This is a genomic window from Halomonas sp. IOP_14 (assembly GCF_021021315.1).
GTDB classification, from domain to species: domain Bacteria; phylum Pseudomonadota; class Gammaproteobacteria; order Pseudomonadales; family Halomonadaceae; genus Vreelandella; species Vreelandella titanicae.
In genome coordinates, this window is the sequence record NZ_JAINWD010000018.1 from 82,260 (window position 1) to 105,009 (window position 22,750).

A 22,750-nucleotide genomic window follows, 5' to 3' on the forward strand; every position below is an offset into this window, starting at 1 on the left:
AGATCCTCTAAAAGATCAATCACTTGCCGAGCGCTGTGAGCACATCCTGCAGTGCCTGTTCATGCTCAGGACCGGCTTCGCTGGCCCATTCCTGCCAGAAGGGGGCGAGGGCTTCCTGGGCCTTGACGATCTCTGCGTCACTTGCTTCAACAATGGTCATGCCAGCGTCCCCCTGAGATTCCTTTTGGGCCTGCTCGTCTATAAGGAAGGCCTCGGTGATGTTAGAAGCCTCCTCTCTGATGATGGTGGCGAAGGTCTCTCGATCGACTTCGTTCAGGGACTCGTAGGCGTTGGTATTGGCGATAATGGCGCTATAGGCGTAGTTCACCGGTAATCGGTAGTTGTAGTCGAGGAACTCGTGCCAGTTTTTTGCACCGCCCGCACTGGCTGTTAGCACACCATCAATTACGCCGCGCTCCAGTGCAGTTGGAACCTCGGAGCCGGATAGGGTGATCGGCGCGCCTCCGAAGGCCTCGACGAAGGCACCCTGCTCGGGTGAGGTCACGCGGATCTTATGACTTTCGAGATCGTCGAGGGAGTCGATCTCGAACGAGGTGAAAATGACTTGTTGAGGGTAGCGATAAGCGCCCAGAAAGGTAACATCCTGCTCGGCGAAGCCTTGCGTGAGATAGGGAGACATGGCCGCGTAGGCTTTATCCCACTCCTCATCGTTCTGGATCAGCATTGGCAGATTGAGGATACGCGCGATGGGCACATTGCCGGAAAAAAACAGATCAGCCGAGAAATCGATAAATCCATTACCGACCGCCTGGGTAATATCGCTGGAGGCGATCTGCAGTGTTTTTCCCAAATGCAGCGTGATCGACAGGTCTTCGGTTTCAGCTTCAGTACGGTCTATGATGCGCTGCATTCCCTTTACTGCCGCGGTAGTGGAAACCGACGAATAGGTGTAGCCGGTCCAATCAGCGGCTTGAGCAGCACCTGTCGTGGCTATACCCATGATGAGTAGGCTAGTTACCAAAGAGGGCTTGAAGGCTTTCATATCGATACCTCATTAATCGTTGTTATGTCTCTACCGTTCGAGGAACTGGCGGTACAGCGCATGTTGTTAGATGTTGATCTATGATCGAAAAGACGCGAACCACGGGCATCTAAGCCATTGGAAAGCGTGTTTCTAGCAGAAGTGGAACATGAAAAGACTTTCTGTATAAAGCGCGTTTTTCTTGAAGAAGTATGAAGAATTTCTTTATTAAAAATTCGTGTTTTTGCAGACTTGTATATGCCGCTTTAGTGGTAGTTTATTGGCATGGCGTAGCAAAAAGATGCAAACGTACCTGAGGCGATATCAACCTATACGACTGCATCGGGGGGGAGACAATCTTGGAACGGGAAGCGCGCCGAATCGAACTCCGCCAATCTGTATCAAAAGAGGAAAATGATGAGGTTTTACAGATTATCTAGTAACCCATAATAGTAACGTATCTATGAACGTTATTGATTTGAAGTCTTCTGCAGATTCAAGGGCTATGAGTCACTCAGCTTTTTTCGATCCTTGTTTAGAGCCACTAGCAGCACAAGCAACATTGCTACTATTGGTAGGCTGCTCAAGCCGAAGATGACGCGGTTGGATGTATTCTCGGCGATTAGTCCGGCTACCATAGCCCCCATCGCTGGTAGGCCTCGAAAGATCATTGTATAGAGTGACAGCACTTTTCCTCTCACCGACTCTGGCACCTGTGTCTGCAGAACAACTTGCGTACACACACCATTGGCCAGGATGGCTCCTGACAAACAGGCAAGGGTTAATAATCCTGCCCATAACACATGGCTAATCAGAAATAATCCGCATGCCAATATTGCCGATAGTCCGAAGCCTATGGCCAGTGAGAGAGGAGAGCCTTTTGTTAGTAAGAAGGAGGTCATCAACCCACCGCCTATCGCACCGAGCCCTTGAGCTGATGTCATCAAAGAGAAGGCCTTTGCTCTTGCTGCTTCTCCAATAACGACCTGACCGGCAAAAGCCGGTAATAATTCGAAAATAGGCCTATAACATAGCGCTAGAAGGGCGAAGAACAGCAGCAAGAGCTTGTGATGTCCAGTCAGTGCATGTATTACCGCTGACCATGTTGAGTGGCTGAGTTTGCCTTCCGTCGACCCTTCCAGTCCCTCAGACCCTCGCCTTTGGTTAGTATTTTCTGATTGGGAAAGCCGCGCTAGTATCAGTGCAAAGAGCAAATAGCTAATTGTGTTAAATAAAAAGACCGACCAAAGTGCTTCCAGCGTTAGCGCCATGCCGGCGGCGGCTGGACCTAACATCCGCGCAAGGTTAAACACCATGGAGTTGATCGTTATCGCTCCAGGCACATCTTCTTTAGGGACGATGCTACCGACAACGACCATACGCGTTGGATGATCGAATCCGTTCAGGATGCCAGTTAATCCAGCCACGATTAGCAACATTGTCGGGCTGACAAGCTCGGCCATTATGGCAATCAGCATAATGCAAGGCGGCGCTATTGAGAGAAGCTGCAGCCACAGGGCTAGGCGAATTTTGTCTTGTCTATCGACCAATGTGCCTGCAAAGGGAGCCACGACCATTGATGGCAGCAGGTCCGCCATTGCCATTAGCCCTAGCATGAAGCTCGACTGTGTCATCTCCCAGGCGAGCCATAGCAGCACCACACGTTGCGCCCAGGTGCCAACAGCCGAAGCCGCGTTACCCGCCAAGTACGCGCGAAGCCGAGCGTTTGCCAGCGGGGCGGCGGCTTTGGGCAGGTGCAAACTCAGCCTCGCAGGAGGCTGCAGCCCGTCGTTTCCAAAGCCTTATCAACCCAGGTGCGGTCGTTCTCGCCAGTATGTATGGCGACCATTTGCTTCTCTTCGGAGGCCTGTTTCGCTTGGGCGGCTTTTAGCACTGTCTCGGCATCAGCGTAGGGAACGGCCAGCACGCCATCGGCGTCACCCAGAATTAGGTCGCCCGGCTCAATAACCATCCCGCCAAGGTTGATCGGAGTATTGATCTCACCTGGCCCGTTTTTGTATGGGCCGCGATGCGTGACGCCCACGGCGAAGGTCGGCAGGTTGGTATCGCGAAAGCCGTCCAGGTCGCGCAGCGCACCGTTGAGCACGAAACCCGCAACGCCTTTCTTGACCGCGTAAGCCAGCATTAACTCACCCATCAGGGCATTGGTGGTGTCCCCTCCGGCATCGCAGACGATGACGTCACCGGGCTGGGCCATGTCGATGGCCTTGTGCAGCATCAGGTTATCACCGGGGCGCGTACGAACAGTAAGGGCGACCCCGGCTAAATTGCCAGCGCGATGCATCGGGCGAAGGTCTGGGCCACCGGCGAAGACGCGGGACATGCTATCGCTGACCACCGCTACGGGCAGTACTGCGAACGCCTTAACGAGGTCGTCGTCGACACGGCGCTGGCGCTGAAGAACTCTATTTCCGACTGTCATGGCATTACTCCGTCATGTGACTCAACATTAAAGATGGTGCGTTCAGGCTAGGGTGTTGACCAAGCGGGCTTTCGGTAGGGTTTCTCCAGCGAGGAAGTCCACGATACCGCTTACCGCCAGTTCGCCGACGCGCTTGCCAGCTTCTTTGGTGACGCCTGCGATATGGGGCGTGAGAATGACTCGCTCAGACGCGGCCAGAGCGTTCACGTCCAATGGCGGCTCCTGTTCGAAAGTGTCTAGTCCTGCGCCTGCGATATGCCCACTCTCTAGGGCGGCAAGCAGGGCCGCCTCGTCGATCAGACCACCCCGAGAAGTATTGATGACGTAGCTGTCGGCCGGCATCAGGGCGAGCATCGCGGCGTTAAGCATGTGCGTATTGCTTTCGGTAAGGGGGCAGTGCAGGCTGACGATGTCCGATTGGCGGAGCAGGTCCTCGATGCGTTCGGCGCGGCGTGCGCCCATAGCTTCGATGGCGTCCACCGAGGCATAGGGGTCGTAGACGAGCACGTCGAGACCCATGCCTTTCACCAGCTTCGCTACGGCGGCAGCGATGGCGCCGCCACCCACTAGACCTAAACGCATGCCGGATAATTCTCGACCGAGGAATCCCGCCTTTTCCCAGCGTCCTGCCCGCATGCCTGCATCCAGTGGCAGCAAACGTTTGATCGTCGAGAACATTAGAGCAACCGTGTGTTCCGCAACAGAAACTGCATTGCCACCTGCCGCCCGGATGACTTGGATACCATGTTGGGTTGCTGCATCGATGTCGATATTGTCGACGCCTGCGCCATGCTTGGAGATAACGCGCAGCGATTTCCCTGCTGCGACAGCACCGGCACCAAATTGCCCCATTCGAGACACGACCCCAACCGGGTCGTACTGTTTGAGGAAGTCAGCGAGTACCTCCTCAGATGGATAGGGGGGTGTGTGAACAAGGGTATAGCCAGCGTCTTCGGCCATTTGCTTTGCAGTGGGGGCAAGGTCGGGGCCTGTTATTAGAATCAAAGGTTGTAGTGCCAAATCAGATCCTCCCTGTTGTAACGAGGGCAGCCGGACACTGATCGGCGTAGCATCACAGGCGACTGCTTTCGAATTGATTTTTAGAATACAGGAAGATTTTTTATACAAAAGCGAATAAAATTTGCCTTTATGTTAAGCATTTCTTCATTTAAGGAGGGTTTATGGACACTCGCCAACTACGAACATTCGTAGCGATCGCTGAGCATGGCACATTCGCGCGGGCGGCCTTGATCGTAAATTTGACCCCTTCCGCTGTTAGCCAACAGGTCCATTCGCTTGAGCAGGAACTGGATACCAAGCTGTTCAATCGTGACTCCCGCCCTCCTAGCCTCAACCTCCAGGGGCTGAAAATGCTTGAAACGGCTAAACAGATTCTGGCCTTGGTGGATGAAACGCGTGGCGTTCTGTCCGGGAAGCAGATAACGGGTACGCTCAATATTGGCTCGGTGCGCACCAGTACTATCGGCCTACTGCCACGTGCCATCGTGGCACTGCGACAGGAGTTCCCCGAGCTGAACGTAAACCTACGAGTGGGCATGTCTTCGACGCTGATCAGTGATGTCAACGCCGACCGGCTGGATGTGGCGGTGGTCGCCGAGCACTCCGGCGTGTCGCGCGATCTCTTGTGGTCGCCGTTCATACGCGAGCCGTTAGTGGTGATAGCGCCGCCCGGAACACCGCCGATGCCGGTTCAGCAGTTGCTGGAAACGTTGCCCTTCGTGCGCTTTGGCAGTAACGTGCCGCTGGGCGCAATGATCAACAACGAGCTGGCCCGGCTAGGCATAGCGGTGCAGGACATCGCTGAGATCGACACCGTGCCAGCCATCGTGGAGTGCGTGGCCGCGGGCCTTGGTGCCAGCATCGTGCCAAATGTCGCGGTGCGCGAGAACGGTCGCGACATGCTGACATTGCCGTTCGGTGAGCCCCAAGTCTTCAGACAAATTGGCATGATCCATCGCGCCAGTTCGGCCAAGGCCGAGCTACTGACAGCGTTACACAATAAGCTGGCGGAAGTTGCGGGAGAGTTTGGTGTTTATCGAGAATAGTCGTCATTACGGAAGTCGTAGATACAATATCGCACTTGCCCGAGCCGTCCCCGCTACGCTGATGAAACGTCAACAGGCCCTAGTAATGCGCGATCACCTGGGCCGCATTCGCCTTTAGGGTTACTGGCCACTTACCTGGCGCAAGCACTTTGATATTAACGCTTATGCCCATCAACCCATACAGGGTTTGCTGATCATGATGGATCCGTCAACTACCAGTTCATGAGCTGGTAACCTATAGTGTTCTTTCAGCGTGGTTAATATTGGCCATCTTGAATTCTGAATTCAACTAATAAGCGCAGCACTTTCGGGAAACATCGGCGAATCAGCTTATTGGTGGTTTTATCAGTATCAGCCTGGCATAAGCGGCACGATTCGAAAGTTGGTCTTTTTGAGGAAGGTTTAAAAACACCTTTAAGAGGAAGCGTTTATTGAAAATTATGTACTAATAAGTTCTAGTAAAATCATGACGCCTGGAATCCAGCCGGTAAAGATCGCGCAAAAAATGGTATAAGTTGCAACGTACCGCTGAATAGGCTTCGCTAGCGCTAATAGGTAGAAGAAACTAAGCCATAAAAGAGACCATGAAAACCAGTTAACCGTATTCCATAATTTGAAACTTGTCGTGTAGCCAGCGATTGAGTGCACACCAATAACCGCGGCGGTGATGCTTACAAAAAGACAGAACCAACCTAATCCTTTGCCATCAGATTTTAGCCACTGATTGGCACCTACCCAAAGATAGATTATTGAAAATAAGAGCGTAAAAGCCCCTGCGCTAATCTCAGCCGTGTTGTTAGGGTCTTTGAAAATTAAGTGCATGGCTATAATAAAGCTGAGCAACCCAACCAGGACGTTGATGATTGAGACTTCTTGGTTGCTGATTTTTTCCAGCAGCCAGATACCATTTATAAACAAAACAGCGCCCACATATAGCAATGTAAGACCCAGGATCATACTGTCTTGCTCCAGATGTTTATTTTTAATCAAGCCACGTGCTCGTTCCCGTGGCTTTGCTTTAATGGTAGGGTGCTTTTAGTAAGGCACTACTGTGTATCGTTAGTGGGTATTGACCGCTTGCGCCGTTAGCTGCGGTGTTGATTCATTCAGCTTAAACCGGGCGACGATGGAGTTGAGGCGTTCGGCCTCATGCTGAAGCTCGATGGCGGCCGTACTGGCTTGTTCGACCATCGCGGCATTTTGTTGAGTCGTTTGCTCCATATCGTTAGCTGCGATATTAACTTCTCGAATACCCGCGCGTTGCTCTTCGGTTGCTACGGATATCTCGTCCATTAACGTGGTGACCTGGGTCACCGATGCCATGATTCGCGCCATGGTTTCGCCTGCTTTATCCGCTTGATGCGTGCCGGCTTCTACCATATTGACCGATGTTTCAATCAGCTTTCGAATATCCGTTGAAGCGCTAGCGCTGCGGGTAGCGAGCTGGCGTACTTCACTGGCCACTACCGCAAAGCCGCGGCCATGCTCTCCAGCACGTGCCGCTTCTACTGAAGCATTGAGGGCGAGAATATTGGTTTGGAAAGCAATGGAGTCAATCAGTTTGATGATGTCGGTGATTTTCTGTGAGCTTTCGCGGATGTTGTGCATATGGCTAATGACCTCCATAACCACACTACCGCCTTGATCCGCAGTGTTCGCCGCTTCACGAGCTACTTGTCTTGCTTGGATAGTGTTTTCGCTGTTGCGCTCCATTGTTGAGGTCATTTCTTCGATGCTTGACGCGGTTTCGGTTAACGAGGCTGACTGTCGTTCCGTACGCGCCGAGAGATCCTGATTACCTTTGGCGATCTCTTGGGCGCTGGTAAATACTTCGCTACTGCTTTCTCTAACCGTCATAACAGTTCCGAGTAAGCTTTGCTGCATATGACGCAGAGAGGTGAAAAGCACGCCGATTTCATTGCGACCGCGGGTTTCCACTTCTCTTGAAAGGTCGCCTTCCGCCATGCTCTTGAAATGCTCGGTAATGCGGTGCAAAGGCCGTATTAAATTAGCACCTACGCCCCAGTAAACAATCACGGTAACCATGAGCGCTATAATGAAGACGGTGATGATGGTAATAGTGGAAAGGCTGATGACAGAGTCAAAATTGGTCAGCCGGTTGTTACCTTCTTTTTCTACTTGATGAAAAAAACCAATCGCATCTTGATAGAAAGCTGCATAAGCCTGGTAAGCGGCGTCACGCTGTTCGCGGTAAGTAACTGTATCGCCTTCATACAATGCAGTTACTTGCGGCAAAAGGTGTACATCTATCATGGTGTCAAAGCTTGTTACGATAGGCGAGATGATCGCCTCATGGGCTGCGTCGGCGGGCAGTGAGATAAAATTCGAAAACACGTCTTGGGTACTATTAAGTGAGCTATGCAGCTCATTAGCTCGCTGCTGCCTCTCTTCATTGGTAAGCGTTGTTTGTGGCTCAATCAATTCCTCATAAAGGCGCGCCATGCTAAGGCGTGTGGCTTGTAGCGTGGAATTAGTTCGGTTGAGACTAGCCTGCTGGTTAACATTGACATTAGTGAGCTGCTCGATGCTTTGTTGGCTGTGATTGACGGCATAAAGCCCTGTGCCACTGAGCACAAGAAGCATAAGTAAGAATGAGAGTAGAACCAGCGTCCAGCTCATCCTTAAAGTCATATTATCTAATATACGCATTTATATTCCCAAGTTAACCTATAGAGCCATGCACCTTAACCACAAAATAGAACTGCCAGCGCACGCAGCAGTTCTATTTAGTGGTGGCCAAATGGCTTCTAATTAGGTGTACATAAAAACTGTTTAATTAGAGTGGGTGTTGTTTGTGAGATTTTCTGGCTTCATTTGTCGCTGTCGGCTTTGGCCGCCTCGGCATCTGCTTTGGCAATCTCCTTCCGCTCTTTTGCCTCGTCGGTCAGTGTTTTATTAGGCAGGGCTATGTTAAGTGTGAAGGCTGTTATCGCAGCAACGACAATAGGCGCACCGCCAATCAGGTCTCTCAACACCGCCGGAAACTGCTCAATGGCTGAGGGGACAGAAGCGATGCCTAGGCTCAATGCTAAAGCGAGCCCCACGATCGTCATATTTCGAGCGGACATTTCATCTTTTACCAACAGCTGAATCCCCGTCATGGTGATCATGCCGAATACGGTAATGGTTGCTCCACCCAATACGGGATAAGGAATGGTGGTCATGATTGCCCCAAACTTTGGGCTAAGGCCAGCCAGAATCATCATGATGCCCGCCAGCGCCAGGACATAACGGCTAATAACCTTGGTCATCGCCACAATGCCTACGTTCTGGCTGAAGGTGGAGGTAGGTAATGCACCGAAGAAAGAGCTTAGGGTGGTCGTCAGGCCATTGCCCAGTAAACCTCCCGTCAACTCCCTAGTCTTCAGCTCGCGATTCATGCCACCTACGGTTGTTGCGGACAAATCGCCGATAGTTTGTACGGAATTGATAATGCAGATAACGACCATAGAGGCGATGGCGGCCGCGTGAAATTCCATCTCGAAAGGCATTACCTTGGGAATGGCCACCCAGGAAGCATTGGACACGCTATCAAAACTGACCATGCCAAGGGCGAGCGAGAGCAAGTAACCCACGACGATGCCTACAATGATTGCGGAAAGCTTAACCACGCCTTTACCGAACTGAGCGGCGATCAATACCGTGAGTAGCGTTACCAACGCCACGACCCAATTAATCGGATCGCCAAAATTGGGTGCGTTTACGTTGCCATTGCCCGCCATGTAACGAATAGCAATATCGTAAAGTGATAAGCCAATGACCAATACCACGGTGCCTGCGACAACAGGCGGAAAGAGGTGGCGGATATACTGGATGAAATAGCCCACTATCACCATGGTCATACCGCCGATTAACTGGGCGCCAAGAATCCCTTCAATACCATACTGAGCTCCTACCGCGACCAAGGTTGGTACATAGGCAAAGCCTACACCAAAGATGGCGGGCAAGCGGGCGCCAAATTTCCAAACACCGTAAAGGTGGAAAACAGTACATACCCCTGATGCCAGCACGGCAATCTGAATAAGTAGGAGCTTTTCTTCTATGCTCGCCCCCACAACACCGGCAACGATAATGGGCGGAGTGATGACGCCAGCGATCATGGCCAATAGATGCTGAAGAGATAGAGGCAAAGCCTTTGAAAACCGCGGTTTTCCATAGAAATCAAACAGAGAGGTGTTCTTTTCGCTCACGCGTTTCCGATCTTCGGAAGAGGCTAATGCATCATTCATAGATGAGTCTCCATTGTTATTGTATTCAGTGCTATTAATTTTTTGTTTATCTGATTTGATCATACTGTACACAAAAATAAATCAGAAAATAAATAATTTTGCAGCCATCCTCCAACCCCATATCAGCAATGTGCGTTTTTTCCGGATAACTATACCTAGAAAATAATACTGGTATGCCCAGTTTCTTCTAACAGAAATTTAATTAAAGTTATTAAATAACAGTGACTTACATTTGTATTGCCTGTTTTACATCTACCTGCTGTAGCCGATCTTTCTAAAGGTAAATCCCCTTAAGGAATGCCTACTAAAGTCGCATTCGCTGACGTTGGTCATCAAAATATTCCAAAAATGTATACAGAAAATATTTGAAATGTGTCCATTAAAGAGCTAAAAATGTTGACTATAACCACATGAACGCTTTTTAGACTGTGCTAATACTGCGTTGCCAATGATGAGCTAGCGGCACAGGATTCGCGGAAAATCAGAGGAGAGAGGTGATGGGAAAACTGACAACACATGTTTTGGATACAGCCCAAGGCTGCCCTGGTGAAGGAATTAAAATAGAGGTATTCCGTTTAGATGGGGGGCTACGCCAGCTTCTTAAAATAGTTAAGACCAATGACGATGGTCGTTGTGATGCTCCAATACTTGAAGGAAGTGAATTAGTAAAGGGCAATTATGAAATGGTGTTCCATGCAGGTGACTACTTGATGCGCCAAGGCTTAAAAGCGCCAGAGCCGAGCTTTTTGGACATCATACCACTCCGTTTCGGGGTTAATGATGCGGCGCAGCACTATCATGTGCCGTTATTGCTAACGCCATATGCCTATTCGACTTATCGCGGCAGCTGAACATCCATTTTGAGCGTCAATGTACGTTTTGTAGTTAGCCACCCAACAATAATCAAATGAGGCGAGGTTCCCCTAATGGAAGCCTATTTACTTGAATTTGGAAACTTTATGCTGCGCTGGCTGCATGTCATCGCGGCCATCGCTTGGATAGGCGAATCCATCTATTTTGTGATGCTGGACAACGGCCTCAAAACACCTAAAGACGAAAACTGCCGCCAAAAAGGGGTGTTTGGTGAAATGTGGGCTGTACATGGTGGTGGTTTCTATCACAACCAGAAATATGCAACGAGTCCAGAAAAACTACCGGATGATCTGCACTGGTCGTTCTGGAAGTCTTACACCACATGGCTGTCCGGTTTTGCCCTGTTCATCATTTTGTATATGGTTAACCCAAGCTTCTACTTGGTGAACCCCAACAGTAACTGGGAGTGGGCGGCTAACCTTGCTGGTTGGGAAGCTAATATCCTGGCGCTGGCCTTCCTGCTACTAGGGTGGGTTGTTTATAACGAGATGTGTAAGCGTATCAGCCCGAACATGGAGCGTGATGGTCTCTTGAGTATCGGCGTAGCGGTCATGATGATCGTAGTTACCTACTTGAGTACTCAAATGTTTTCGGGGCGCGCGGCTTTCCTGTTAACAGGGGCTGTGATGGCTACTGCGATGTCGGCGAATGTGTTCTTTTGGATTATTCCTGGTCAGCGTCGCATGGTAAAGGCGATGAAGGCTGGCGCAACACCCAATCCGCTTGATGGTAAGCGTGGTAAGCAGCGCTCGGTTCATAACACCTATTTCACCCTGCCCGTCGTATTGTTGATGATCAGCAATCATTACTCCTTTGCTTACACTCATGAGCATGCATGGGTGCTGATGACACTCTTTATCTTTGCGGGTGCATTGATTCGTCAATACTTTGTCTTAATGCATGCGGGTAAAATTCAGCCAATTTATCCCATTGCTGGTGTTGCTCTTCTCTTAATAGCTTTTTGGGTGGCTATGCCTGCGCAAAGCTCGAGTCAATCTGGTGCTCAGGCAGCAGAAAAGGGGCCAGATATCACCGAGATCGGTGCCGTCATAGAGCAACGTTGTGTCGCTTGCCACTCACAAACGCCGACACAGCCAGGCTTTTCTGCTCCTCCTGCTGGTTTTGCATATGACGAAATCGAGCAAATCATTAAACAACAAGAGAGCATTAAGCGAGTAGTAGCGAGCAGCTATATGCCGCTTGGCAATATGACGAATATGACGGAGGAAGAACGTGCATTGATTGAGGAGTGGGAAGAGTAAGCGTCTAAATAATTCGTACGTATTTAACGTCAGTGCTATTTAAAGCCTGCCTTATGGTGGGCTGTATCTTTCGCTATGTACATTTTTATTGTTTTTAAACACTCATTAGATCGCTGTTTTATAACAAGGAACTTGCATCATGCATTCGCCTAATTATCCTCGTGACTTGGTCGGCTATGGCTGTAATCCCCCTCAGGCCAATTGGCCTGGCAAGGCGAAAATTGCTGTGCAATTCGTGCTGAACTATGAAGAGGGTGCAGAGAACTCGGTACTACACGGCGATACCGGTTCCGAGCAGTTCCTTTCCGAGATAGTCGGTGCGCCTGCTTTTTCCAATCGCCACCTGAGCATGGAATCCATTTATGAGTATGGCTCCCGGGCAGGGGTATGGCGAATCTTGCGTGAATTCGAACGACGTGGTTTGCCGCTGACCATTTTCGGTGTGGCCATGGCGCTGGAGCGTAACCCCGAGGTGGCTCATGCCTTTCAGGAGTTGGGTCATGAAATTGCGTGTCACGGCTATCGTTGGATCAATTATCAGGAAGTGCCAGAAGCGCTGGAACGCCAGCACATGGAGCGTGCTATCGAAGTGTTTCAGAACCTTTACGGCGCGCAGCCGCTGGGTTGGTATACCGGCCGTGACAGCCCCAATACGCGTCGTCTGATATTGGATCAAGGCGGTTTTTTGTACGACAGCGACTACTACGGTGATGACTTACCGTTCTGGACACGCGAGAAGGACAGCCAGGGCCATACGCACTCTCATCTAGTAGTGCCTTATACACTGGACTCTAATGATATGCGCTTTGCCTCGCCACAGGGTTTTAATACCGCTGATCATTTCTTTAGCTATCTGCGTGATGCTTTTGATGTGTTATACGCGGAGGGAGCAGAAGTGCCAAAAATGCTCTCTATCGGTTTGCATTGCCGCCTGATAGGACGCCCTGGCCGTTTTATCGCACTCCAGCGTTTTCTTGATCATATTGAAGCGCATGACCGTGTCTGGGTCAGTCGGCGCGTGGATATCGCCCGGCATTGGGTAAAGCACCATCCCGCCTACTGAGCTTATCGATGCAGGTCTAAAGAAATATTTATTAGTAATTACTTATCTACTAAGGTCTCTTTTTTTTGTTCGCCTAAAAGCGATAACCCTGAAGCGAGTGAACGAGCCATGAGTGACAAGGATAACAAAAAACATCTGATACCCGCGCTTGAACGAGGGCTAATGATCTTAATGGAGCTCAATCGTCATCACCGAGAGATGAGCTTTTCCGAGCTTGTTAAGCGAGTGGGTTATCCACAAGCAACTTCGCATCGAGCGGTACAGACCTTGGAGCACATGGGGTTTTTACGCCATCACCCCGTCACCGGTTTATATTCCCTGGGGGTCAATGTATTGCGCCTAGGCTTTGAGTACGTCGCTTCGCTGGATGTAGTACAGATCGGACAGCCGGTTATTGAGTCTTTGTGTGAGCAAACCGGTTGTTCGAGCCATATCGCTATTCGAGATGGTCGTGATGCCGTCTACGTGGCGAGAGTTGGGGCATCGAACGCTACTATTCGCCGTGTGAGTGTCGGAACCCGCTTGCCGTTGCATTGCACTTCTTTGGGACGAATGCTGCTTACCGATCTATCACGAGAGGAATTCGAAACTCTTTATCCATCAGATTACCTTTTAGATAAGGAGCCGGGTGCGCCTGCCAACCGTGATGTTCTCTGGGATCTAGTGCAGGAAGACCGGCAGCGTGGATATGTTATTGCGGACTCCTATTATCACTTTGGTATCTCTTCGGTTGTCTATCCCCTCTATAACCATGATGGCTCTATGGAAGGCGTTATCAGCATTATGGTGCCAGTACACGAAGTCTCTGCCGAAAAGCGTGATCGACTACAGAGCTGCGTAGCTGAAGCTGCCGCGACCATTTCCGCAATGTTGGGTTACGGATAAATTTCTAGATCCCTTTCTATATATAAAAAATCCAAACGATAAAATTGACCACAATAAAGGAAAGATGATGGCCAAGCGTAACTATTATGCCCCCCAGGGAGGGTTGCCAGCACAGACACAGCTGCTGTCGGATCGCGCCGTGTTTACCGAAGCCTATGCAGTGATACCTAAAGGGGTCATGCGTGACATTGTGACCAGTAATTTGCCGTTTTGGGATAAAACCCGCTTATGGGTGTTGTCTCGTCCCCTGTCTGGCTTTGCCGAGACGTTTTCACAATACATTATGGAAGTATCTCCTGGCGGTGGTAGCGAAAAGCCGGAACTAGATCCGGCAGCCGAGGGGGTGCTGTTCATTGTTGAAGGCGAACTGACGCTCACTCTGGCGGGTGAAACACACCTTATGCAGCCCGGCGGCTATGCTTTTTTACCCCCAGGTATTAGCTGGCAGGCGCATAACAGGGCTGACGAGCCGGTTCGTTTTCATTGGGTGCGCAAGGCTTACGAATATGTTGAAGGCATTAAAGCACCTGCGCCTTTCGTCACTAACGAAAATGCCATTGAACCATCGGCTATGCCGGATACCGATGAGAGATGGGTGACTACACGCTTCGTCGAACCGGATGACGTCCGCCATGACATGCATGTCAATATCGTCACTCTGCAACCTGGAGCCGTCATCCCTTTCGATGAAACCCATGTCATGGAGCACGGGCTTTACGTGCTCGAAGGTAAGGCTGTTTATCACTTGAATCAGAGTTGGGTTGAGGTCGAGGCTGGCGACTTTATGTGGTTGCGCGCGTTCTGCCCGCAGGCCTGTTATGCCGGCGGCCCAGGGCCGTTCCGCTATCTGCTCTACAAAGACGTTAACCGCCATATGAAACTGGGTTGCGTGGGGGCACGCTGAGTCGTTTCCTGGCACGAGTTGAAACCGAAGATGATGGCGATGACGTACACACTCTGATCAATAGCGTTGTTAGCCTGTTGAGATGCCTTTGGCGCTAAATTTTCTCGCATGTCATCCGCTATTCCTTAAGGTTTTTAAAGGCTAACAGCCAAGGCTGTTGGTCTATTAGTGGTGCCTGAATTTCCCTCCTTGGTTCTACGATTCCACCTCTGCACTATGTGCATATCCCCGTAGCTGTGATTTCAATAACCTTTTGTTTATTAAGGGTATATGTTGGCATTTAATTTTTTATGGAAATATTTTCCATAAAAAAATTGACACTCATCGAGTAGGCGCCTATTTTTGAATACAAGAACAAATCGAAAATGAATACAGCAATTGTATTCAATTGTTGAGGAGAAATTGTAATGGCTAAAATGACAGCTGCGGAAGCCGCCATTCACGTTCTGAAGAAAGAAGGTATCGACGTTGCCTTTGGGTTGCCGGGGGCCGCAATCAATCCTTTTTACGCTGCCATGCGTAAGGTGGGTGGAGTCGATCACATTCTGGCACGCCATGTTGAAGGGGCGTCGCACATGGCCGAGGGTTATACCCGAACCAAAGCGGGGAACATCGGGGTATGTATCGGTACTTCTGGTCCCGCCGGCACCGACATGATCACCGGGCTGTATTCCGCCAGCGCCGACTCCATACCGATTCTGTGCATCACCGGTCAAGCGCCACGGGCCAAGTTGCACAAGGAAGACTTCCAGGCAGTGGATATTCAGACCATTGCCGGGCCGGTCACAAAATGGGCGATTACCGTGATGGAACCGGCCCAAGTGCCGCGGGCCTTCCAGAAAGCCTTTCAACTCATGCGCTCAAGCCGCCCCGGCCCGGTGTTGATCGATCTGCCGATCGACGTTCAGATGAGCGAAATCGAGTTTGATCCGGATACCTACGAATCACTTCCGGCCTATAAGCCGTCTGCTTCGCGTGCCCAGATTGAAAAAGCGTTGACCATGCTCAACGAGTCCGAAAAGCCGCTGTTGGTCGCGGGGGGCGGGATCATCAATGCAGATGCCGCAGAACAACTTGTCGAGTTTGCCGAACTTACCGGCGTGCCGGTCATTCCGACGCTGATGGGCTGGGGTACGATTCCCGACGATCACCCGCTGATGGCGGGCATGGTGGGCTTGCAGACATCTCATCGATACGGCAACGCAACCATGCTTGCCTCGGATTTCGTGATGGGCATCGGCAACCGTTGGGCCAATCGCCACACCGGTAACGTCGAAACATATACCAAAGACCGTAAGTTTGTTCACGTCGACATCGAGCCGACGCAGATCGGGCGTATCTTCGGCCCTGATTACGGCATCGTTTCTGATGCCAAGCTGGCATTGGCACTTTTCCTTGATGTGGCTCGGGAAATGAAGGCGAAGGGCAAACTCAAGGATCGCAGTGCCTGGGCCGCGGAGTGCCAGGAGCGCAAACGCACGCTGTTGCGCAAGACGCACTTCGATAACGTGCCGGTCAAACCCCAGCGTGTTTATGAAGAAATGAACAAGGTGTTCGGCAAGAATGCCCGCTATATCAGCACCATCGGTCTGTCCCAGATTGCGGGCGCTCAGTTCCTGCACGTTTACAAGCCGCGTCACTGGATCAACTGTGGCCAGGCGGGGCCGCTAGGCTGGACCATTCCAGCGGCGTTGGGCGTTTGCCGTGCTGATCCTGAAGCTGAAGTGGTGGCACTTTCCGGTGACTACGATTTCCAGTTTATGGTCGAAGAACTGGCAGTCGGGGCGCAATTCAACCTTCCCTATATCCATGTGCTGGTGAACAACTCCTATCTCGGGTTGATTCGTCAGGCTCAGCGCGGTTTCGACATGGATTACTGCGTGCAGCTCTCTTTCAAAAACATTAACTACACCGACGAAGAGGCTGAATTAGCTGAATACGGTGTAGACCATATTGCTGTTGCCGAAGGCCTGGGTTGTAAAGCGCTGCGCGTAATAAAGCCTGAGGATATCGCTCCGGCATTTGAAAAGGCCCGCGAACTGATGCGTGAACATCGCGTACCTGTAGTCGTTGAGATCATTCTTGAGCGCATCACCAATATCTCAATGGGTACCGACCTTGATGGCGTCAATGAATTCGAGGAACTGGCTGAAAACTTGACGGATGCGCCTAGCTCCATCGCCAGTTTGACCTAAGCTTGGCCCTGGTGACTACCGAGGTTCGGCACCAGGGCAATTATTATCACTAAGATAAAAACAAGGAGACTTGCATGCCCAAATTTGCCGCGAATCTCAGCATGATGTTCACCGAAGTAGACTTCCTCGATCGTTTTCAGGCCGCTGCCGTGGCTGGGTTCAAGGGGGTTGAATACCTATTTCCCTACGATTACACGGCGGCGGAAATCAAAGAGCGTTTATTAGCCAACGGCCTTACCCAGGTATTGCACAATTTGCCTGCGGGCGATTGGGCCGCGGGTGAACGAGGCATCGCTTGTCACCCGGATCGGGTGGAAGAGTTCCGGGTCGGTGTTGATCGTGCTATCGAATATGCCACTGTTTTGGGGTGCAAACAGGTGAACTGCCTGGCGGGTATTAAGCCTCAAGGTGTAAGTGATGACGAGGCACGCAGCACGCTGATTGAAAATCTGCGTTATGCCGCTGAAAAGCTCAAGTCGGTTGGCATTCTTCTGTTGGCGGAGCCGATCAACACTCGTGATATCCCAGGCTTTTTCCTCAACCGCACCGAGCAGGCTCTGGCGCTGTTCGACGAGGTCGGTAGTGACAATCTGAAGCTGCAATACGACATCTACCACATGCAGATCATGGAGGGGGATCTAGCGCCCACGATCGAGAAGCATCTGGGCTGTATCGCGCATGTGCAACTGGCGGATAACCCGGGCCGTCATGAGCCGGGTACCGGTGAGATCAACTACCCTTTTCTGTTCTCACAGCTTGACCGCTTAGGTTACGACGGCTGGGTTGGCTGCGAATACAAGCCCAAGACGTCGACGTCGGAAGGGCTGGTTTGGTTAGAGGCGGTGCGCTGAACATCCCAAGTATGAATAAGTACAAATTGCGTTAGTTTGAAGGAGAAAGAGGATGAGCAAGATTGGTTTTATCGGTTTAGGCATCATGGGACGCCCAATGGCAGGCCACCTGCTCGATGCGGGCCACTCTTTGGTGACCGTCAAACGCGGCCCCTTGGACGCAACGCTTGCCGATAAGGGCATGCAAGAGGCGGCTAATCCAAAAGCGGTTGCCCAGGCGTCCGATGTCATTATCACCATGGTGCCGGATACGCCAGATGTAGAGAGTGTACTGTTCGGTGAGAACGGCGTGATAGAGGGCCTCAAGCCCGGCACCCTAGTCATCGACATGAGTTCCATTGCCCCAATGCAGACCCAGGCATTCGCCAAGCGCATTACGGAAGCCGGTGGTGAGTTTGTTGATGCCCCTGTTTCCGGTGGTGAAGGCGGTGCGATCAATGCCGCGCTGACCATTATGGTAGGGGCGACGGACAAAGGCTTTGAAAGGGCTAAGCCGCTGCTTGAAGTCGTCGGTAAGGTGATTACGCACATTGGTGGTCACGGAGCAGGCCAGACCTGCAAGGTCGCCAACCAGATCGTTGTTGCACTGACTATTGAGGCCGTTGCAGAGGGGCTGCTGTTCGCCTCCAAGGCCGGTGCCGATGTCGCCAAGGTGCGTGAATCCCTGTTGGGCGGCCTCGCTCAGTCGAAAATTCTGGATGTGCATGGCGAGCGCATGATTAAGCGTACCTTTGACCCTGGTTTTCGCATCCGCCTGCATCAGAAAGATCTCAACTTGGCATTGGAGGGTGCACGTAGCCTTAACCTCTCTTTACCGGGGACGGCAAATGCCCAACAGCTGTTCCAGGCATGTGCCGCTAATGGCGGTGCGGATTGGGATCATGCGGGAATCCTGCGTGCCCTGGAAAAACTGGCGAATTATGAAATTGGCCAGTAATGCCTTTTATGGCGCGACTGACTGATTGACGGAGGTTTCATTACTGTTTTACGGCGGGCATCGTTCTGCGCCCGCCCTCGTTATTGCATGTGACTCGTTGCCTTTTCCCGGTGCAAGACTTCCGTTTCGTTATGTGTCTTTCACCGGTTTTTTTGTCCCCTTTTTTCTATTCCCCCCGGCCCTTGCCTGTGGAGTCTACCGATGAATGCCCTTTTTCGCTTAGCACCCTTTACTAGTGAAGAGGCCTCGCGCCAGTGGTTAGTGCACCTGGCTGAAACGGCCATCGCTGCGGTGCATCCTTTCAGCTTATTGCCAGACCAACTACCAGAAAAACCGGCCGGACGAACCGTTGTCGTCGGTGCTGGAAAAGCCGCCGCTGCTATGGCAAGCGCACTAGAGTTAGCATGGGTTGAGCGTGCACGTAACAACGGTGAAGCAATTGACTTGGACGGAGTGGTGGTGACTCGCTATAAACACGGTGCTGATTGCCAATATATCGAGGTGTTAGAAGCGTCCCATCCCATGCCCGATGCACTTGGTGAGCAAGCCGCCAAACGTATGCTTGAAGCGGTGAAAAACCTCAGTGAAGACGATCAAGTGATTGCTTTGATCTCAGGGGGCGGCTCTGCATTGATGACGCTACCCGCCGCAGGTATCAGTTTGAAGGACAAGCAGGCTGTTAACAAAGCGTTGCTGCTCTGTGGCGCACCGATACGCGACATCAATACGGTGCGTCGTCACTTGTCTGGGATCAAGGGTGGTCGTTTGGCTGCTCACGCTCACCCCGCTCGGGTGGTGACCTACCTTATTTCTGATGTGCCGGGTGATGATCCTACCCTGATTGCTTCAGGTCCCACCCTGCCAGATAACTCAAAACCGCTTGATGCCCTGGAGATTCTCGAACGCCACGCCATCGAGGTTCCTGATAACGTGCGTCAACATTTGATGGCCAATCACGACGCGCCTCAAGCCTCTAGCCCTGAGTTTGCACGCGACCAGTTCATAATCCTGGCGCGAGCCAGTGATGCCCTTGAGGCTGCTCGACTCAGTGCTGAAAAAAGTGCGGTCGTCGTCAGAGTGCTGGGCGATGATTTGGAAGGTGAAGCTCGTGATTTAGGTATTGCTCAAGCGCGTATGGTGCGCAAACTGCAAAGTGAAATTAAACGTCCACTGCTGGTGCTCTCCGGTGGTGAGACCAGCGTCACTGTGCGTGGCGATGGGCGTGGCGGGCGCAATGTCGAATATTTATTAGGGCTTTTCGACACACTTGAGGGTGCAGAGGGCGTTTATGCACTCGCTGTCGATACCGATGGCATTGATGGTTCTGAGGACAACGCCGGTGCTGTATTCGGCCCCGAGAGCTGGCAACGTGCAAAAGCCTTGCAGTTGTCAGCAAAGGATTATCTGAACCGTAACGATGCTTACAGTTTTTTTGCTGCTATTAACGACCTGGTTGTGACCGGTCCGACCCGAACTAATGTCAATGATTTTCGAGCTATTCTTGTTCTCCCGAGGCCAGCATGAAACCAACCGCTTATACCCCCATTCGTCGCACCAAAATAGTGGCAACCTTAGGCCCCGCCAGCGACCGTGAAGGTGTACTGGAAGGTATGCTGCGGGCAGGTGTGGATGTCGTTCGACTCAATTTCTCCCATGGTTCGGCTGATGATCATCGCCGTCGGCTAGTCGAAGTGCGTGAGATTTCCCAACGTCTAGGCCGAAGCGTCGCGGTGTTAGCTGATTTGCAAGGCCCTAAAATTCGTATCGCTCGCTTCAAGGACGATTCGGTTTTGCTTGGAGAAGGCCAGCCCTTCGTGCTTGATATGTTGTTGGATAGCAATGCCGGCGATATCACACGCGTCGGTTGTGATTACAAGACGTTGGCGGACGATGTCATCGTGGGTGACCGCCTCCTGCTTGACGATGGTCGTTTGGTGCTCGAAGTCAGTGCCATTGGGGGCCAAGAAATCCATACTCGGGTTGTTGTTGGAGGTAAGCTTTCCAACAACAAGGGCATCAATAAGGAGGGAGGCGGGTTGTCTGCGGCCGCTCTTACCGAGAAGGATAAACGAGACATTAAGACCGCCGTCGAAATAGGTGTTGACTACCTTGCGGTATCTTTTCCACGTAGCGCTGCTGACATGCAGGAAGCTCGCAAGCTGCTGGGTGAGGAGGGTAAAGAAATCGGTCTTGTCGCGAAGATTGAGCGTGCCGAAGCGGTGGCGGATGATGAAATTTTAGATGGCATTATTATGGCATCCGAAGCAGTCATGGTGGCACGGGGTGATCTGGGGGTAGAAATCGGGGATGCTCAGTTGATCGGCGTGCAAAAACGCATGATCAAGCGCGCGCGTAGCCTCAACCGTGCGGTGATCACCGCCACGCAGATGATGGAGACGATGATTAGTGCGCCGCTGCCAACGCGTGCTGAGGTTTTCGATGTTGCCAATGCCGTTCTTGATGGCACGGATGCGGTGATGCTATCCGCTGAAACCGCTGCTGGGGACTTTCCTGTAGAAACCGTGAAGGCAATGGATCGTTTATGCCTGGGGGCCGAACGTGAGCGGAGCGCTCAGGAGTCTGGCCATCGCATCCATCAAGATTTTTTGCAGGTCGATGAAACGGTCGCTCTTTCTGCCATGTACGCTGCGAACCATCTCGCTGGAGTCACCGCTATTGCCTGTATGACGTCTAGTGGTTTTACGGCGTTGATCGCCTCACGCATACACTCTGGATTGCCCATTATCGGTTTAGCACAAAGTGAAATTTCTCAACGACGTATGGCACTGTATCGCGGTGTGGTCTCTCTGGCCTTTGATACAACAAGTATGAAAGCCGAAGAACTCAATGATAAAGCAATAGAATTACTGGTATCTAAAGGAATTGTTTCCCAAAATGATCACGTCATTCTTACCCGTGGCAACCATATGAATGCACACGGAGGTACTAACACCATGAAAATTCTTGCTGTAAACCAGAGCATAAGATGATCGGAAACGCTACAAAAAATGCTTGAGTTAGCTCTTGAGAAATAACCATCTTCAACGATAAAGCATTGATCTTATGTTGGTTGTATTGGGGGATACATGTTAAGTTCCAGCGAGGATCGTTAGAGATAAAGAATATGAACCTCGGCTGGCATAAAAATCGCTTTAATAAACCCAAAGAAGGTCGCGTCGGCGACCAGGACATCGTCGACCACATCCGGTCGGCTGTGCTGATGCAACGTTTGACTCCCAATACTAAATTGCCTGAGATAACGCTAGGTGAAGTATTTGGAGTCAGTCGCTCGGTGGTGCGTAAGGCATTAACACGGCTTGATGCCGAGCATGTCATTGATCAACGCCCCAATCAGGTCGCTCGCGTGCGTGCTCCTTCAATCGAAGAAACTCGTGAGACCTTTTCTGCACGCAGGTTAGTCGAAGGTGAAATTGTTGCACTGCTAGCAGGCAAGTTGGAGACTAGCGCTAAGAAAGCATTGCAACAGCAAGTCGTACTTGAAAAGGAGGCTTATGAAAATAATAATGAACCAGCACGCATTGAACACTCTCTGAATATTCATCATCTTCTTGCCGAATGCTCACCTAATAGTATCATGGGTGCGATGCTTACTGATTTGGTACTACGCACTTCTATCGTTATTGCACTTTATAAACCGCCGAGTTTATTGTCTTGTTATTTAGAGGGAGACCATGCTCAACTACTTTCGCATCTTGTAAATGGCGATGCCGAAGCAGCTCGGAACTCCGTATATACACACCTCAATAGCTTAGAATCCTTGCTTGTACTCACCTCCAGAGAACCTGATGCTGATCTTATGGCCATTTTAGGTGGTAATTAAATTAATAAAGAAAAGTTTTTTATTTAAATAAATGGCGCCTATAAAGGCGCCATTTATAAGTCCCTTTTTTTATCGTTAACTACAACAGTAAGCGACGAATATCGGACAGCACATCGGCCAGGAAGGCGGTAAAGCGTGCCGCGTCGGCGCCGTTGATCGCGCGGTGGTCGTAGGAGAGCGACAGCGGCATCATCAGGC

Annotated in this window: 20 protein-coding genes; 12 read left to right on the forward strand and 8 right to left on the reverse strand. The window is 51.1% G+C overall.

Annotation, left to right across the window (positions count from 1 at the left end; all coding sequences use genetic code 11):
* Positions 1-19 precede the first annotated feature (19 nt).
* The 4 genes from dctP to K7H09_RS14040 all read right to left on the reverse strand — a co-directional run bounded on the left by dctP (position 20) and on the right by K7H09_RS14040 (position 4,445).
* Positions 20-1,003 (reverse strand): TRAP transporter substrate-binding protein DctP, encoded by a 984-nt coding sequence (gene dctP / locus K7H09_RS14025; RefSeq protein ID WP_208797104.1) that lies wholly within the window; start codon positions 1,001-1,003, stop codon positions 20-22.
* A gap of 482 nt (positions 1,004-1,485) precedes the next feature.
* Positions 1,486-2,742 carry an MFS transporter gene (locus tag K7H09_RS14030; RefSeq protein ID WP_027957848.1) on the reverse strand — a complete coding sequence of 419 codons (1,257 nt, stop codon included), beginning with the start codon at positions 2,740-2,742 and terminating at the stop codon, positions 1,486-1,488.
* A gap of 2 nt (positions 2,743-2,744) precedes the next feature.
* Positions 2,745-3,425 (reverse strand): RraA family protein, encoded by a 681-nt coding sequence (locus K7H09_RS14035; protein WP_027957847.1) that lies wholly within the window; start codon positions 3,423-3,425, stop codon positions 2,745-2,747.
* 42 nt (positions 3,426-3,467) lie between these two features.
* Entirely contained in the window at positions 3,468-4,445 is a 978-nt protein-coding gene (locus K7H09_RS14040) for a hydroxyacid dehydrogenase (protein ID WP_230804985.1), read from the reverse strand.
* A 161-nt stretch (positions 4,446-4,606) separates the two neighbouring features.
* Between K7H09_RS14040 and K7H09_RS14045 the strand changes: the two genes are divergently transcribed.
* Positions 4,607-5,491: a LysR family transcriptional regulator gene (locus tag K7H09_RS14045; protein WP_041157235.1), complete on the forward strand. Its 885-nt coding sequence runs from the start codon at positions 4,607-4,609 to the stop codon at positions 5,489-5,491.
* Positions 5,492-5,929: 438 nt separating this feature from the next.
* Here the strand turns inward: K7H09_RS14045 and K7H09_RS14050 are convergent, their stop codons facing one another.
* From K7H09_RS14050 to K7H09_RS14060, 3 genes are all read right to left on the reverse strand, one after another.
* Positions 5,930-6,481, reverse strand: a complete 552-nt coding sequence (locus K7H09_RS14050; RefSeq protein WP_230804987.1) for an AmiS/UreI family transporter — start codon at positions 6,479-6,481, stop codon at positions 5,930-5,932.
* 69 nt (positions 6,482-6,550) lie between these two features.
* Positions 6,551-8,161 carry a methyl-accepting chemotaxis protein gene (locus tag K7H09_RS14055; protein WP_141440441.1) on the reverse strand — a complete coding sequence of 537 codons (1,611 nt, stop codon included), beginning with the start codon at positions 8,159-8,161 and terminating at the stop codon, positions 6,551-6,553.
* Positions 8,162-8,322: 161 nt separating this feature from the next.
* Positions 8,323-9,804, reverse strand: coding sequence for a uracil-xanthine permease family protein (locus tag K7H09_RS14060; RefSeq protein WP_422822625.1), 1,482 nt, complete (start codon positions 9,802-9,804; stop codon positions 8,323-8,325).
* Between the two features lie 434 nt (positions 9,805-10,238).
* On the opposite strand from K7H09_RS14060, the gene uraH reads away from it, so the two are divergent.
* The 11 genes from uraH to K7H09_RS14115 all read left to right on the forward strand — a co-directional run bounded on the left by uraH (position 10,239) and on the right by K7H09_RS14115 (position 22,552).
* On the forward strand, positions 10,239-10,592 hold the full coding sequence (uraH, locus tag K7H09_RS14065) for a hydroxyisourate hydrolase (protein WP_027957841.1): 354 nt from the start codon (positions 10,239-10,241) through the stop codon (positions 10,590-10,592).
* 75 nt (positions 10,593-10,667) lie between these two features.
* Complete coding sequence (locus K7H09_RS14070; protein ID WP_141440442.1) at positions 10,668-11,876, forward strand: urate hydroxylase PuuD; 1,209 nt, start codon at positions 10,668-10,670, stop codon at positions 11,874-11,876.
* Between the two features lie 139 nt (positions 11,877-12,015).
* A complete protein-coding gene (gene puuE, locus K7H09_RS14075; protein ID WP_027957839.1) occupies positions 12,016-12,939 on the forward strand; it encodes an allantoinase PuuE in 924 nt (307 codons plus the stop codon).
* Between the two features lie 108 nt (positions 12,940-13,047).
* Complete coding sequence (locus K7H09_RS14080; RefSeq protein ID WP_027957838.1) at positions 13,048-13,824, forward strand: IclR family transcriptional regulator; 777 nt, start codon at positions 13,048-13,050, stop codon at positions 13,822-13,824.
* Positions 13,825-13,891: 67 nt separating this feature from the next.
* On the forward strand, positions 13,892-14,728 hold the full coding sequence (locus K7H09_RS14085; RefSeq protein WP_027957837.1) for a bifunctional allantoicase/(S)-ureidoglycine aminohydrolase: 837 nt from the start codon (positions 13,892-13,894) through the stop codon (positions 14,726-14,728).
* Between the two features lie 407 nt (positions 14,729-15,135).
* Positions 15,136-16,923, forward strand: a complete 1,788-nt coding sequence (gcl, locus tag K7H09_RS14090; RefSeq protein WP_041157232.1) for a glyoxylate carboligase — start codon at positions 15,136-15,138, stop codon at positions 16,921-16,923.
* Between the two features lie 74 nt (positions 16,924-16,997).
* Positions 16,998-17,774, forward strand: coding sequence for a hydroxypyruvate isomerase (hyi, locus tag K7H09_RS14095; RefSeq protein WP_141440443.1), 777 nt, complete (start codon positions 16,998-17,000; stop codon positions 17,772-17,774).
* Positions 17,775-17,826: 52 nt separating this feature from the next.
* Entirely contained in the window at positions 17,827-18,711 is an 885-nt protein-coding gene (locus K7H09_RS14100; RefSeq protein WP_141440444.1) for a 2-hydroxy-3-oxopropionate reductase, read from the forward strand.
* A gap of 201 nt (positions 18,712-18,912) precedes the next feature.
* Positions 18,913-20,235 carry a glycerate kinase type-2 family protein gene (locus tag K7H09_RS14105; protein WP_141440445.1) on the forward strand — a complete coding sequence of 441 codons (1,323 nt, stop codon included), beginning with the start codon at positions 18,913-18,915 and terminating at the stop codon, positions 20,233-20,235.
* A complete protein-coding gene (gene pyk / locus K7H09_RS14110; protein WP_141440446.1) occupies positions 20,232-21,701 on the forward strand; it encodes a pyruvate kinase in 1,470 nt (489 codons plus the stop codon). The genes K7H09_RS14105 and pyk overlap by 4 nt, the downstream gene beginning before the upstream one ends.
* A gap of 134 nt (positions 21,702-21,835) precedes the next feature.
* Positions 21,836-22,552 carry a GntR family transcriptional regulator gene (locus K7H09_RS14115; RefSeq protein ID WP_027957831.1) on the forward strand — a complete coding sequence of 239 codons (717 nt, stop codon included), beginning with the start codon at positions 21,836-21,838 and terminating at the stop codon, positions 22,550-22,552.
* A 79-nt stretch (positions 22,553-22,631) separates the two neighbouring features.
* Here the strand turns inward: K7H09_RS14115 and K7H09_RS14120 are convergent.
* The coding region (locus tag K7H09_RS14120; protein WP_230805000.1) for a 2-oxo acid dehydrogenase subunit E2 at positions 22,632-22,750 on the reverse strand (119 nt) is incomplete at its 5' end.

Excerpts from the sequence above, each read along its gene's own strand:
- K7H09_RS14115 (WP_027957831.1), top strand. The coding sequence starts at position 21,836 with ATGAACCTCGGCTGGCATAAAAATCGCTTTAATAAACCCAAAGAAGGT.
- K7H09_RS14105 (WP_141440445.1), top strand. The coding sequence starts at position 18,913 with ATGAATGCCCTTTTTCGCTTAGCACCCTTTACTAGTGAAGAGGCCTCG.
- pyk (WP_141440446.1), top strand. The coding sequence starts at position 20,232 with ATGAAACCAACCGCTTATACCCCCATTCGTCGCACCAAAATAGTGGCA.
- K7H09_RS14085 (WP_027957837.1), top strand. The coding sequence starts at position 13,892 with ATGGCCAAGCGTAACTATTATGCCCCCCAGGGAGGGTTGCCAGCACAG.
- K7H09_RS14070 (WP_141440442.1), top strand. The coding sequence starts at position 10,668 with ATGGAAGCCTATTTACTTGAATTTGGAAACTTTATGCTGCGCTGGCTG.
- K7H09_RS14080 (WP_027957838.1), top strand. The coding sequence starts at position 13,048 with ATGAGTGACAAGGATAACAAAAAACATCTGATACCCGCGCTTGAACGA.
- K7H09_RS14055 (WP_141440441.1), bottom strand. The coding sequence starts at position 8,161 with ATGCGTATATTAGATAATATGACTTTAAGGATGAGCTGGACGCTGGTT.
- dctP (WP_208797104.1), bottom strand. The coding sequence starts at position 1,003 with ATGAAAGCCTTCAAGCCCTCTTTGGTAACTAGCCTACTCATCATGGGT.
- puuE (WP_027957839.1), top strand. The coding sequence starts at position 12,016 with ATGCATTCGCCTAATTATCCTCGTGACTTGGTCGGCTATGGCTGTAAT.
- K7H09_RS14060 (WP_422822625.1), bottom strand. The coding sequence starts at position 9,804 with ATGATCAAATCAGATAAACAAAAAATTAATAGCACTGAATACAATAAC.
- gcl (WP_041157232.1), top strand. The coding sequence starts at position 15,136 with ATGGCTAAAATGACAGCTGCGGAAGCCGCCATTCACGTTCTGAAGAAA.
- hyi (WP_141440443.1), top strand. The coding sequence starts at position 16,998 with ATGCCCAAATTTGCCGCGAATCTCAGCATGATGTTCACCGAAGTAGAC.
- K7H09_RS14100 (WP_141440444.1), top strand. The coding sequence starts at position 17,827 with ATGAGCAAGATTGGTTTTATCGGTTTAGGCATCATGGGACGCCCAATG.
- uraH (WP_027957841.1), top strand. The coding sequence starts at position 10,239 with ATGGGAAAACTGACAACACATGTTTTGGATACAGCCCAAGGCTGCCCT.
- K7H09_RS14045 (WP_041157235.1), top strand. The coding sequence starts at position 4,607 with ATGGACACTCGCCAACTACGAACATTCGTAGCGATCGCTGAGCATGGC.
- K7H09_RS14035 (WP_027957847.1), bottom strand. The coding sequence starts at position 3,425 with ATGACAGTCGGAAATAGAGTTCTTCAGCGCCAGCGCCGTGTCGACGAC.